Raw genomic sequence first — 12915 nt, forward strand, 5'->3', positions numbered from 1 at the left:
GGTAAACCGTGTCGAACTCCGCCGTACGCCCGTTGCTGGGGTTGGTCGCCGTCGTCGCAATCGGTGCGATCGTCGCGGGAGCGATCGTCCTATTCCGCGGCGGGGCGGTCGAATCCGTTCCGGTCACGGTGCTGTCCCCGCGGGCGGGTCTGGTGATGAACCCCGACGCGAAGGTGAAGCTGCACGGTGCGCAGGTGGGCAAGGTGTCCTCGATCGAGAACCTGCCAGACGGTCGAGCCGCCATACACCTGGCGATTGAACCGTCTTGGCTGCACCTCATTCCGGCCAATTCGCGTGTCGACATCGAATCGACGACGGTCTTCGGATCGAAATTCATCCAGCTGACACCGCCGCCGGACCCCTCGCCGCAATCGCTGAAGGCGGGACAGGTGCTCGACTCCCAGCATGTAACTGTCGAGATCAACACCGTTTTTCAGCAGTTGGTTTCGGTGCTGTCGCGGATAGAACCTGAAAAGCTGAACGAGGCCCTTGGCGCCCTCGCGCAGGCGTTCAGCGGGCGGGGCGAGAAGTTAGGCCATACGCTTGCCGATCTCGACACGCTGTTGGCCAAACTCGATCCGAGTCTGGCGGCCCTGAGCCACGAATTCGCGTTGGCGCCAAAGGTGTTCAACGCTTATGCCGATGCGGCGCCGGATTTGGTCGCGATCGCCGATGGCGCAACCCGGGTCAGCGACACGATCGTCGACCGACAACAGGATCTCGACACACTTCTGATCAGTGCGATCGCCCTGGCGGATACGGGAAACGAGGTGTTGGCCGCGAACGCCAAGGCGTTCGCCGATGTCCTGCATCTGCTGGTGCCCACCACCGCGCTGACAAACAAATACAACCAGGCCCTTACCTGCGGCCTGGCGGGCCTCAAGCCGCTGGCAACCGGGCCGCCCCTTCCGGTGCCGGGTGTTCTCTTGCTGGATTCTTTCCTGCTGGGCACCGAGCGGTACCGCTACCCGCAGAACCTGCCCAAGGTCGCGGCAACCGGCGGTCCGCAGTGTATGGGGCTGCCGAACGTTGGGTTCGGGCAGCGTCCGCCATATCTGGTCACCGACATCGATGCCAACCAGGCCCAGTACGGAAACCAGGGCATCTTGCTGAACTCCGATGCTCTCAAGCAGATGCTGTACGGACCCATCGACGGACCACCACGCAACACACCACAGATCGGGCAGCCGGGATGAGGGGCGGCGCTGTGACCGCGGTCAAATTTGGAGCCTTCGCCGTCGTGACAACACTGCTCACGGCGGCCCTGTTCGCCATCCTCGGCCAGTACCGCACGGGTTCGACGAATGCCTATTCGGCCGTGTTCGGCGATGCGTCCAGCCTCAAGCCCGGAGACTCCGTTCGCGCCGCGGGCATCCGGGTTGGCACTGTCACCGGGGTGTCGCTGCAGCCGGACACCTCGGTAGTGGTGAGCTTCGATGCCGACCGCGAAGTCATGCTCACCACCTCCACCAGGGTCGCGGTGCGCTATCTCGACCTTGTCGGTAACCGCTACCTGGACCTCATCGATGCGCCTGGCTCCGCCAGGATCGAACCACCGGGCTCGCGCATCCCGCAAAACCGCACCGAGCCCGCGCTGGACCTCGATCTGCTGCTGGGCGGATTGAAGCCGGTGATCCAGGGACTCAACCCGCAAGCGGTCAACGCGTTGACCAACTCGCTGATTCAGATTCTGCAAGGCAGCAGTGGCGACATGGAGTCGTTGTTCGCCAAGACTTCCTCGTTTTCTCACGCGCTGGCAGACAACGGGCAAGTGGTGCAGCAATTGATCGACAATCTCAACCAGGGCGTCGCGACGGTTGCCAAAGACGGTGACAAGTTCTCCGGGACGGTGGACCGTCTCGAGCGACTCATCACGGGCTTGTCCGCCGACCGCGATCCCATTGGAGAGGCCATCACCGCGATGGACAACGGGACTGCATCGTTGGCGGACCTGCTCACCCAGGCCCGCCCACCGCTGGCGGGCACCATCGACCAGCTCAACCGGCTGGCTCCGTTGCTGGACAATGACAAGGCGCGCCTGGACCTTACGTTACAGCGGGCGCCGGAAAACTACCGCAAGCTCGTGCGGCTCGGCTCCTACGGCAGTTTCATCAACCAGTATCTGTGCGGAATATCGATCCGGGTCAGCGACCTTCAGGGCCGCACCGCCGAATTCCCCTGGATCAAACAGGATACCGGAAGGTGCGGGGAGCCCTGATGCTCAAATATCGCGGCGGCCAACTCATTCGAACCGGCTTCATCGGCTTCGTGCTGGTCGTGCTCGTCGTCATCATCGGACTGCACCCCCAACAGCTGTTGTCGATGGCCACCTCCGTGCGCTATCAGGCGCTGTTCACCGAGGCCGGCGGCCTCACCGCCGGAAACGACGTCCGAGTGTCGGGGGTCAAGATGGGCACGGTCTCGGAGATCACACTTCGCCACGGAAAGGCGTTGGTGACGTTCAGTCTCGACTCGAGGGTGCGTCTCGGATCGACAACGACCGCGCATATCAGGACGGGGACGTTGCTGGGTGCCCGGATGTTGGCTCTGGAACCCTCAGGTGGCGGAGCTATGCACGCGGCCGACGTCATCCCGGTCTCGCGCACGTCCTCGCCGTACTCGCTGACCGACGCCGTCAGCGACTTCGCTGACAACACCGCCGGGACGGACACCGCGGCGCTCAACCGGTCCCTGGACACATTGGCCGAGACCATAGACCGGATCGCGCCGCGCTTGGGGCCGACGTTTGAGGGCCTGAGTCGGCTGTCGCAATCGTTGAACAGCCGGAATGAGTCGCTTGCCAACCTGCTCAAGAACGCCGCCGATCTCACGGCGATCCTGTCGGCGCGCAGCCAACAGGTGAACACGCTGCTGCTTAACGCCAACGACCTGCTGGGGGTCTTGCATCAACGTCGCTATGCGATCGTCAATCTGCTCGCCAATACTTCAGCGCTGGCTCAGCAGTTGTCCGGCCTGGTCGCAGACAACCAGAAGGAGCTGGCGCCAACACTGCAGAAACTGAACTCGGTGACCGCGATGTTGGAGAAGAACCGGGACAACATTGCGAAATCCATGGCTGGCTTGGCGAAATATCAAGTAACCCAGGGCGAATCAGTAAACAACGGCTTCTACTACAATGCCTTCGTCGGGAACCTACTCCCGGCCCAAGCCCTGCAACCATTCCTGGATTACGCCTTCGGCTTCCGCCGAGGCGTCAATGCAGGGCAGCCACCCGACAATGCAGGCCCGCGGGCAGAATTCCCTTGGCCGCACAACGCAATTCCCGGAGGGCGATGATGAGGGCGCGCGGACCGCGGCTCACCAGAGCACTGTCGGTGACCTTCGTGGGGCTTCTCATTGCGGCCGCGGCATTCATCCTGCGCCAGGAATTCTTCGCGCCGAAAAGCATTACCGCGTACTTCAGCTCGGCGACCGCGATCTACCCCGGAGACGAGGTGCGTGTCGCCGGGGTGAAAGTGGGCACGATCAGATCCATCGAGCCGCAGGGAACCCAGGCCAAAATGGTCCTCGCCGTGGATCACGATGTGCCGATACCCGCCGACGCAAAGGCGGTGATCGTGGCGCAGAACCTCGTTGCGGCGCGGTACGTGCAATTGACGCCGGCCTACGATGCGAATGGATCCGGCGGGTCGATCATGGCTGACGGAGCGGTGATCGGCGTGGAGCGCACCGCGGTCCCCGTCGAATGGGACGAGGTGAAAACGCAACTGATGCGGCTGGCAACGGAGTTGGGGCCGGCCAACGGCGCATCGACCACGTCGCTCGGGCGCTTCATCGACAGCGCGGCCAACGCGATGGCCGGCAATGGGGACAAGCTCCGCCAAACCATCACCGAACTCTCCAAGGTCGGAAGGATATTGGCCCGCGGCAGCGGCAACATCGTCGACATGATCAAAAACCTGCACATCTTTGTCTCGGCCCTGCGGGACAGCAATGCCCAGATCGTGCAATTCCAGGATCGCCTGGCCACGGTGAGCGACGTCGTGGACGGTAACCGGTCCGACCTGGACGCCGCGCTCACCAACCTGTCATCAGCGGTCGGCGAGGTGCGGCGATTCATCGCCGAAAGCCGGGACCAGACCGCCGAACAGCTGGGGCGACTGGCGAACGTGACCCAGAACCTCGTCGACAACCGCACGGCCCTGGAGAACGTTCTGCACGTGGCGCCGAACGCAATCGCCAACGGCTACAACATCTACGACCCCGACACCGGAACAGCCAGGGGAGCTTTCGCAATGTCGAACTTCGCCAACCCGGTGGCACTCGTGTGCTCGGCGATCGGCGCCGTGAAGAACGCCACCGCCACCGAAACGGGCAAACTCTGCGCCCAGTACCTCGGTCCGGCCTTGCGCCTGATGAACTTCAATTACGTGCCGATACCGTTCAACGCCTATCTGCGGAAGTCGCCGGACCCGGGGAATCTGGTCTACTCGGATCCCAATCTGGCGCCCGGCGGGCCGGGCGGGGTTCCGCCCGTACCCTCCGAGCCCCCGGCGGTGTCGGCGTACACGGGCGCGGGAGACATGCCGCCGCCGGCGGGGTGGGATGCGCCACCGGGGCCGCCCGGAGCCTATGCGCCGCACGGGTTGCCGGCGGACCCGTCGCCGGCCCTGTTCCCCGGCGCATCCATCCCGCCCGGTGTACCCGGCGCCGCGCGACCGGCGCCGTCACCGTCCAACTTGCAGGACATGCTGCTGCCTGCGCAGGCACAACCGCCGACGGGCGCAACGCCTGAACCCCTGGGCGGAACGCCATGAGGGGCGCGCCATCGTGGCGCCGCATGGCACTGATCGCGTCCTCGGTGGTGATGACCGCGACAGGGTGCGCGTTCGACGGCTTGAATTCGTTGCCTCTGCCCGGCACGGTCGGACGCGGTCCGGGCGCGGTGACCTACCACGTGGAGATCGCCAATGTCGGCACCCTCGAATCCAATTCACCGGTGCTGATCAACGACGTGGTGGTCGGCAGCGTCGGCAAGATGACCCTCCGCAACTGGCACGCCGACGTCGAGATCTCGGTGCGCCCGGATGCGATTGTGCCGGCCAACGCGGTGGCCAGCGTCGGACAGACCAGTCTGCTGGGCTCCATGCACCTGGAGTTGAATCCGCCACCGGGCCGACCGCCGGCCGGGAGACTCGAGCCCGGGTCCACCATCGGCCTGCAGCGCTCGTCGACCTACCCATCCACCGAGCAGACCCTGTCCTCGCTTTCGGTCATCGTCAACGGTGGGGGATTGGGCAAGGTCGGCGGCCTGATCAACGAGTTCAACGCGGCCCTGGGCGGCCGCGAAGACAAGATCCGCGATCTGCTGAGTCGCCTGAACGACTTCGTCGGGCTGCTGGACACCCAGCGCGACAACATCAATGCGTCGATTACCGCGTTGAACAAGCTGTCCGGCACCGTGGCCGGACAAAGCGGTGTCGTCACCCAGGCGCTCGACCGCATTCCTCCCGCCCTCGACGTGCTGGTCAAAGAGCGGCCGCGGATCACCACAGCGCTGGAGAAGTTTCGGGTGTTCAGCGACACGGCCACCGGGGTGATCCGTTCGTCTCATGCCGATCTGGTCGCCAATCTGCGAAACCTGGAGCCGACGGTGCGTGCCCTGGCCGATGTCGGGCCAAGCCTGGACACGGTGCTCGGGTTCGTGCCGACGTACCCGTATCCGCAGAACTTCATCGACCGTGCAATCAGGGGCGATTATTTGAACGAGTTCATCACGTTCGATTTCACGATTCCCCGACTCAAGAGGGGACTGATGCTGGGCACCCGGTGGGGTCAGGAGGGCGCCGAATTGGTGCCGGCGCCGGGGGATCCGTGGTACAGCACGTTCACCAAAGACCCGCTCAACGCTCCGCTTACGGCCCCGCCCAGCGCGGTGGCGATGCCGCCGACGGCCGGCGCGCCGCCAGAGTCGGGCTCCGTGGCGACGGCTCAGCAAGCCAATTCGGCACGGGTCCCATCGCCAACCGATTTCCCGCCACAGGATGTCGGGGGCCGCTGATGTTGACACGTTTCGTTCGAGTCCAGTTGGTCATCTTCACGATTGCATCCGTGATCGGGATTTCCGTGATGGTGGTCGAGTATCTGCAGGTGCCTACCCTGCTCGGCATCGGCCGAATGACGGTCACGCTCGAATTGCCGGGAACTGGCGGGCTGTACCGGTTTTCCAACGTGACCTATCGGGGAGTGGAGGTAGGAAAGGTCACCGAGGTGCGGCCCACGCGGGCCGGCGCGGCCGCGACGCTGTCGTTGCAGACCTCCCCGAAGATCCCCGCGAATCTGCATGCGGCGGTGCTCAGCGTCTCAGCGGTCGGCGAACAATACGTCGACCTGCAGCCGGTGACTTCGGCAGGCCCCTATCTCGCAGACGGTTCGGTCATCCCCGCGGCCAGGACTTCGATCCCGCAGGCCGTCGGACCGATGTTGGATCAGGTCAGCTTGCTCATCGACAGTATCCCGAAGAACAAGGTCAGCGGCCTGCTCGATGAAACATTCAAGGCTTTCAACGGGTCTGGGTACGACATGGGATCGTTGCTCGACTCGTCTTCGCGGCTCATCGGCGACGCGAATGCGAACGCCGAGCGGTCGCGGGCACTCATCGACGACAGTAAGCCGCTGCTGGAGGGCCAAGCGCAATCCACCGCCGCCATCCGAACGTGGGCACGCAGCCTCGCCGGCATCAGTGGACAACTGGTCGCCGATGACCCACAGACGAGGGTACTGCTCCGTGCCGCGCCGTCGGCGGCCGACGAGGCGGCACGCTTGTTCAATCAGGCCAAACCGACACTGCCGGTGCTGTTGGCCAATCTCACCACCCTTGGACAGGTCGGCGTCACCTACCACCCCTCGCTGGAGCAATTGCTGGTGTTACTACCGCCCACGATTGCCGCCACACAGTCCTACGGTGTGCCCAAGAACAATCCGACCGGTTTCTCGCTCGGAGACTTCACCCTGACGATCAATGACCCGCCGGCTTGCACCGTGGGCTTTTTGCCCCCGTCGTCGTGGCGGTCACCGGAGGACACCACGGTGATCGACACCCCCGACGGCTTGTACTGCAAGTTGCCGCAGGATTCTCCCATCGGGGTGCGCGGCGCCCGCAATTACCCGTGCATGGGGCATCCGGGCAAGCGCGCGCCGACGGTCGAAATCTGCGACAGCGATAAACCCTTCGAGCCGCTGGCGATTCGCCAGCACGTGCTCGGCCCCTATCCGATGGACCCGAACCTCATCGCGCAGGGAATTCCGCCCGACGATCGAACCAGCTTCAACGACAACATCTTCGGGCCGGTCGACGGCACGCCGCCGCCACCGTCTTCGCCCGTCCCGGACGGAGGGGTCCCGGCCGCCGCGCCGAGTGCGTACGCACCCCAGGGAGGAGCCGGTCCGTCGGTTGCCATCGCCACCTACGACCCCCGCACCGGGCGCTATGCCGGCCCGGACGGCACGGTGTATCGCCAGTCGGATCTGGTGGCCCACGCCGGAAGGCGTTCGTGGAAGGACCTGTTCCCCACATGAGGGGGCGCCGATTCCGCGCTTTGGCGAGTATCCCCATTGCGGCCGCCACGGTGATTGCGACGATCGTTGGTGCACCGTCGGCCGGGGCGGCCGACGGCTGGGGTCTCAACGGCAGGTACACCGCGACATCGAACGGGGAGTGGGCGAAGACCAACGACATCTACCACGACGAGCCGAGCATCCGAAGCACGTGGACCATCGACACCACGTGCAGTTATCCCACCGAATGCGCGGGCACGGTGGTCAGCGACTGGGGCTGGCGCGCCCCCATCTATCAGACCGGCGGGGTCTGGTTCGTCAAGCACGTCGTCGACAACTGGCAGCCGTGCCCCGACGGGACGGCCGCCGCCGGCCTTCAGGTCTTCAGGTTTGCCCCCACCAACCCTGACGGCGACACCGTCGACGCGGCGTCGACCGTTTTAACCGGCGCCGACGAGACGACGGGCATCAGCGGTTCCTGTGGCAGGAGCAGGACACTTTTCATCAGCATGCCCTTCAAGCTGGTCAAGGCGGGTTGACAAGTGGCGACGAAAACTCCTGCTCACAGCGATGTTCCGGTCACGGCCGTAGTGGTCGCGGTGCTGACACTCGCTGCCTGCATTCCCGCCCCGGCGGCGGCCCAGGGATCGGAGTGTGACGACCCCACCTGCGTTCCCGGTATCGCAGGGGGCGTCGTCCTCGGCGCACCATGCGCGGATACCGCCCATTTTGTCTTCGGTACGACGTCCTGGGGGCGCTTGGTCTTCTGCGGCTCCCCGCGGCGGTACGGGCCCAGATACTTTCGGTCCCCGACGATGCGGGGGATCAAGGACGAAAACGCCAACTGCGAGGGGTTCGAGAATTCGGTCGCGCAGGCACCCGACGGGTTGTTCCTCACCTGCTTGTCCGTCGACGGTGAACCCCGGTGGGTTCGTGGCGACGGCTAGCCCCTCCGAGGTGACGATGATGGACGGCACGCGCAAATGCGTAGTGCGGCGTCTGGTCGGGCTGGCAACGTCATTGCTCACCGCGACCACAGCAGGTGCGCGCGTGCCCGCGCACGCTGACGAGCCGGTGCTGCACCGGGTCACCTACGTCGTGACCGCGGAAACCCGCGTCGACGCAGACATCTACTTCTGGGACGCCGACCCGCCCGGCTGGGCCGACTACAGCCAAAATCCCTACCAATACAGCCCCAAAGTCGAGAACTCGGGTCCCACGGGCGCACTGTGCTCCATACGGCACTGGTGAGGCCGCGCGGCGGGCAATGCTCACTGAGCGGGAAGGTCGACCCGGTACGGCCACCCGCTCGGCTAACTTGCCTCGAGAAGCGGTCCCGGCACCAGCGCAAGATGTGCTCGATCTGGAATGGAAAAATCAACGGGAGGACGAAATGCCCGATACGACAACGCGGTCGAACTTCAACGGCAGCGAGGACGTATCAGCTGACGCCGGTCTTCTCGAAGAAGCGGAGGCAGAAGCGGCAGAGGCCGAAGCCCTGGCCGCCGCCGCCCGCGCCCGCCTGAAAGCCATGCGGCTGGCCCAACGTGGACAGCTGGCTAAAAGTGCGTTGCCAGAGGCCTCTGCGGTGGCCCCTGGCGGCGACGACACCCCTTCCGAGGAGGACCCTCCTTCCAAGGATGAAACTCCACTGCCCCTTGTCGACGCGACGGTCACCGATGCTTCCGCATCGCGCTCTGACGTAGACGAGCCACCACCCGAACGGGAGGCGCGCCGACCCCGCCGTCCGGCCACGATGACGGTCCTGGTAAGTATCGCGCTCCTCGGCACCGCCGGACTGATCGCCGCAAGCGCCGTCATGATCCGACACCACGCCGTTCTGACGCGTCAGCAGCACCGCGCTGCGGAGTTCACCGCCGCGGCACGACAAATTGTCGTCACACTGATGTCTATCGACGCGGCACGCGCCAAAGACGATGTCCAACGCATCATCGATAGTTCGACGGGCCAATTCAAATCTGACTTTCAGACTGCCGCAGACGATTTCGTCAAGGCCGCCCAGAAAGCCAAAGCGGCCACCAAAACCAGCGTCCGCGCCGCCGCCGTGGATTCGATGACAAGCGACACCGCGGTGGTTCTGGTTGCGGCGAACACCACCCTCACCGATACCACCGGCGCCGCGGGACAGCCCCGCTCGTGGCGGCTGAGCCTCAAGCTGGTCAGGGACGGCGGACAGATCAAGATGTCGAGCATGGAATTCATCCCATGACCGCCAGCCGCGTCGAAAACCGCGACGCCACGCAGTTTGACGCAGTCAGAACCAGCGTCAGCGACGAGCGGCCCAGCGACTGCGAGCGCGGTTGGGTGGATGAGGCGGCGAACACGCGCCGAAGTCGTCTACGACGACTGGTGTCGCGTTGGCCACTGATCATCTCCGGATTGGTATTCGTGGCTGCCGCCACGGGGACAGCCGGGCTGTACTTCGGCCAATATCTGCACGACCGGCAGACCGATGACGTGGCCGCGAAGTCGGCGGTCGCCGCGGCTTCGCAAGGAACTGTCGCCCTTCTTTCGTATGCGCCGGACAAACTCGAGAGTGACCTGGCAGCCGCAAAGTCACACCTGACAGGTGACTTCTTGACCTATTACAGCAAGTTCACCGATCAGATCGTGCTGCCCGCGGCCAAGGCCAAGGGCGTCAGCACCACGGCTGTGGTGAAGCGTGCCGTAGTCGACGAACTGCGCGCGGACTCGGGCAAGGTCTTGGTCTTCCTCGATCAAACCACTACCAGCAAGGACACACCCGAGCCGGTTCAGACCGCCAGCAGCGTCATCGTCGGCCTGACGCGGATCGATGGAGTGTGGCTCATCTCGACGTTCGATCCGATCTAGGCCGTACCCTCGCCACTGAGCCCGATGGTGGCGACCCGCTTCGCCCGGCTCCGCCGCGCATCGAGAGTGAAGTGGTTGCGAAGTCTGCGCGCAGATTTCGCAACCACTTCACTCTCGGCGAGCCGCCGCGCTCGCGATCACCACTAGCGCGACAGGAACGCCAGCACGGTGCTCTCGAAGGCCTCCTTGGCCTCGATCATCGCCCAGTGCCCGGACTTGGGGAAGATGTGGAGCTCGGCGTTGGGGATGGTGCGCATCGGGATGAGGGCCATGTCGGGCGGGCTCACCCTGTCGTCGCGACCCCACGTCAGCAGCGTCGGGGCGGCCAGCTTGTGCATCGTCGCCCACGGCATCGGCCGGTCGGAGGCCTCCATCGCCGCGGTCATGGCAGCGAACGCCGCCTTGCCGTACATGCGGCGCGCGGCGGCCAGCGTCTCCGGGTCGGTGGCCAGCTGCCAGCGTTCCTCGATCAGCTCGTCGGTGATCAGCGCCTGGTCGTAGACCATCGATTTGAGCCAGTCGACCAGGCGTTGCCGGGTGGGGTCCTCGGTGAACTCCTGCAGCAGCCGGATGCCCTCGCTGGGGCTGGCGCTGAAGATGTTCGTGCCGATCCCGCCGATGGTCACCAACCGGCCGATGCGTTCCGGGTTGCGGATCGCGAAGTTGATGCCGACCCCGCCGCCCATCGAGTTGCCGATGACGTGGACCCTGTCGACGCCGAGCGCGTCCAGGAACGGCACGACGGCGCCGTGCGCGGTCACCATCGGGTGGCCCCCGACGTCCGGGCTCACGCCGAAGCCGGGGAACTCGAGGATCAGGCAGCGGTAGTGCTCGGCGAAGCGGGGCAGTAGTCCCCGGAAGTTGCGCCAGCCGGTGACCCCGGGGCCCGAGCCGTGCAGGAACAGCAGCGCCGGGCGGGAGTCGGGGCCGCAGTCGTAGTACCGCAGCACGCCTTTGGGGGTTTCGATGTCGCGCAGGTCTTGTTCGACGGCGATCGGTTCAGAAGTGTTGGCCACGCATGTCACCCTGCCATGCCCGCGCTTCGGGGCGACAGCGGTGTTCCGCAGGCCGGTCACCCGGTGGGCGGGCGCCCGGCGCTCAGCCCGGCGGCGCCGTCGGGCACCAAGGTGTCGCGGTAGCGCCCGAAGTGGTCGAGCCCGATGTGGGTCAGCACGGTGAAATACGACGACACCTGCGCCCGCCCGGCAGTCAGGCCGGTGATCAGCACGTTGGTGAGATTGTGCCGGACAACGGGTTTGACGCCCGCGCCGCCGGCCAGGTCTCCGGTCACGCCGCCGAGGAACTCGCGGATCTCGGAGCGCCCGCGCAGCGGCTTCAAGCCGCGAATCTCGAGAACGCCGTCGGGGCGGAAGGTCTCGGCCAACTCGTCGAGGCGGCCGGCGTCACCCGACCAGTTGTAGCGTGCCAGGGTTTCCCGGATCTGTTCGCGGGCGACGAGTTCCCACATCTCCATCGCGGTGACCCTAATGGCCCGGCGGCGGATCGCCGAGGACCACGCGGATCGACCGCTATCTGACGAGGTAGGGCCGGAAGTGCTGCCTGGGCGCCGGCGTGACGCCGTTGAGGTCGAACACCGCGATCAGCGCGCGCAGCAGGTCGGGGGACCATTCGTGGAACGGGAGCGCGTCCACCCGGTCGAGCAGTTCGCAGCGCAGATAGTCGAGGTCGGGTTGTTGGCGCATCGACCCAGTTCCTTCCGAGGGTGGGCGATCATCGTGGCGGCCGCTAGTTGTTTGCGCGTGGTGGTTGATCTGTGCCGACATTAAGCCGGGGCCTGGGCGGGTGTACAGTTCGGCGGCCGAACTCGAACCCAATTCCCGGCGGAAAATCAGCAGGTTGTCAGGTTCGCGGTGGGTTCGGCACCGCCGCGGAGTCGCCGTGTTGACTCGCGGTTTCCGGTAGGTGTCGGTGCGCCCAACCGGTGCCCAATGATTTGCCGGGCATTAGCCGGGCGTTGGCCGGGGCGGACGGGTGCGCTGATCATGCGTGCTGAACCTGGTTGCCGCCGTGATTGTTTCACCGCGTGGACGGCGCTGCCGGCTCAGCCGTCGGCGACGGGGCGAACATCGACCTGGGGTTCGACGGTCACGTCGGCGCTGAGCGAGTTGGCGATGTAGCACTCCCGATGCGCGACGTCGACGAGGTGGCGTACCTGTTCTGCGGTCGCTCCCGCCGCCACGACGATCCGCGGTCGCAGCGCGATGCGGCTCAGCCGCATCGGGGGAGCGCCGGCGGGCATGACACCCACCGCGTCGTCGCTGTAGCCGAGCACGTCGATGCGCGCCCGGGCGGCCGCGGCGAGAAACGACAGCAGCTGACACGACGCGGCGGCCATCACCAGCAGCTGTTCGGGGTTGAGCCGGTCCGCGGTACCGAGGAAGGCCGGGTCCGCCGAAAGTGTCAGCGTGTCGTGGGCCGGGGGCGCACTGACCAGATGCTCGCGTCGATAGTCGCGGTAGCCGACGCCCGTCGAGCCCTGCCAGGTGCACCGGACCCGATATGTGTGTTCTCCGGGGCCCTCCG

At 65.6% G+C, this 12915-nt stretch carries 15 protein-coding genes; 11 read left to right on the top strand and 4 right to left on the bottom strand.

Going from position 1 to position 12915, the window contains the following annotated elements:
- Positions 1 to 8: 8 nt before the first annotated feature.
- The 11 genes from ACJ512_RS14025 (at position 9) to ACJ512_RS14075 (ending at position 10371) form a co-directional block, all read left to right on the top strand.
- A complete protein-coding gene (locus tag ACJ512_RS14025; RefSeq protein ID WP_407685516.1) occupies positions 9 to 1196 on the top strand; it encodes an MCE family protein in 1188 nt (395 codons plus the stop codon).
- Positions 1193 to 2218, top strand: coding sequence for an MCE family protein (locus tag ACJ512_RS14030; protein WP_407685515.1), 1026 nt, complete (start codon positions 1193 to 1195; stop codon positions 2216 to 2218). Before ACJ512_RS14025 ends, ACJ512_RS14030 begins: the two co-directional genes overlap by 4 nt.
- Positions 2218 to 3297 (top strand): MCE family protein, encoded by a 1080-nt coding sequence (locus ACJ512_RS14035; protein ID WP_407685514.1) that lies wholly within the window; start codon positions 2218 to 2220, stop codon positions 3295 to 3297. Before ACJ512_RS14030 ends, ACJ512_RS14035 begins: the two co-directional genes overlap by 1 nt.
- Positions 3297 to 4778 (top strand): MCE family protein, encoded by a 1482-nt coding sequence (locus ACJ512_RS14040; protein WP_407685536.1) that lies wholly within the window; start codon positions 3297 to 3299, stop codon positions 4776 to 4778. Before ACJ512_RS14035 ends, ACJ512_RS14040 begins: the two co-directional genes overlap by 1 nt.
- The gene (locus ACJ512_RS14045) at positions 4775 to 6022 is read left to right on the top strand and encodes an MCE family protein (protein WP_369738417.1); all 1248 of its coding nucleotides are present in this window, start codon (positions 4775 to 4777) and stop codon (positions 6020 to 6022) included. Before ACJ512_RS14040 ends, ACJ512_RS14045 begins: the two co-directional genes overlap by 4 nt.
- On the top strand, positions 6022 to 7539 hold the full coding sequence (locus ACJ512_RS14050; protein WP_369738418.1) for an MCE family protein: 1518 nt from the start codon (positions 6022 to 6024) through the stop codon (positions 7537 to 7539). The genes ACJ512_RS14045 and ACJ512_RS14050 overlap by 1 nt, the downstream gene beginning before the upstream one ends.
- Positions 7536 to 8057 carry an Rv2253/PknI dimerization domain-containing protein gene (locus ACJ512_RS14055; protein ID WP_369738419.1) on the top strand — a complete coding sequence of 174 codons (522 nt, stop codon included), beginning with the start codon at positions 7536 to 7538 and terminating at the stop codon, positions 8055 to 8057. The genes ACJ512_RS14050 and ACJ512_RS14055 overlap by 4 nt, the downstream gene beginning before the upstream one ends.
- Before the next feature lie 60 nt (positions 8058 to 8117).
- Positions 8118 to 8465 (top strand): hypothetical protein, encoded by a 348-nt coding sequence (locus tag ACJ512_RS14060; protein ID WP_369738420.1) that lies wholly within the window; start codon positions 8118 to 8120, stop codon positions 8463 to 8465.
- Between the two features lie 103 nt (positions 8466 to 8568).
- Positions 8569 to 8769: a hypothetical protein gene (locus tag ACJ512_RS14065; protein WP_407685513.1), complete on the top strand. Its 201-nt coding sequence runs from the start codon at positions 8569 to 8571 to the stop codon at positions 8767 to 8769.
- 103 nt (positions 8770 to 8872) lie between these two features.
- Entirely contained in the window at positions 8873 to 9748 is an 876-nt protein-coding gene (locus ACJ512_RS14070) for a hypothetical protein (RefSeq protein ID WP_369738422.1), read from the top strand.
- Positions 9745 to 10371: a twin-arginine translocation pathway signal gene (locus ACJ512_RS14075; RefSeq protein WP_369738423.1), complete on the top strand. Its 627-nt coding sequence runs from the start codon at positions 9745 to 9747 to the stop codon at positions 10369 to 10371. Before ACJ512_RS14070 ends, ACJ512_RS14075 begins: the two co-directional genes overlap by 4 nt.
- Before the next feature lie 143 nt (positions 10372 to 10514).
- Here ACJ512_RS14075 and ACJ512_RS14080 read toward each other — a convergent pair whose 3' ends face one another.
- The 4 genes from ACJ512_RS14080 to ACJ512_RS14095 all read right to left on the bottom strand — a co-directional run bounded on the left by ACJ512_RS14080 (position 10515) and on the right by ACJ512_RS14095 (position 12727).
- Complete coding sequence (locus ACJ512_RS14080) at positions 10515 to 11387, bottom strand: alpha/beta fold hydrolase (protein WP_407685512.1); 873 nt, start codon at positions 11385 to 11387, stop codon at positions 10515 to 10517.
- A gap of 56 nt (positions 11388 to 11443) precedes the next feature.
- Positions 11444 to 11845, bottom strand: a complete 402-nt coding sequence (locus ACJ512_RS14085; protein WP_407685511.1) for a nuclear transport factor 2 family protein — start codon at positions 11843 to 11845, stop codon at positions 11444 to 11446.
- Between the two features lie 55 nt (positions 11846 to 11900).
- Positions 11901 to 12074, bottom strand: a complete 174-nt coding sequence (locus tag ACJ512_RS14090; protein WP_407685510.1) for a hypothetical protein — start codon at positions 12072 to 12074, stop codon at positions 11901 to 11903.
- 359 nt (positions 12075 to 12433) lie between these two features.
- Positions 12434 to 12727, bottom strand: coding sequence for an OsmC family protein (locus tag ACJ512_RS14095; RefSeq protein WP_461480126.1), 294 nt, complete (start codon positions 12725 to 12727; stop codon positions 12434 to 12436).
- Positions 12728 to 12915: the final 188 nt, after the last annotated feature.

Origin of the sequence: Mycobacterium cajalii (assembly GCF_045809005.2) — a bacterium.
GTDB lineage: Bacteria > Actinomycetota > Actinomycetes > Mycobacteriales > Mycobacteriaceae > Mycobacterium.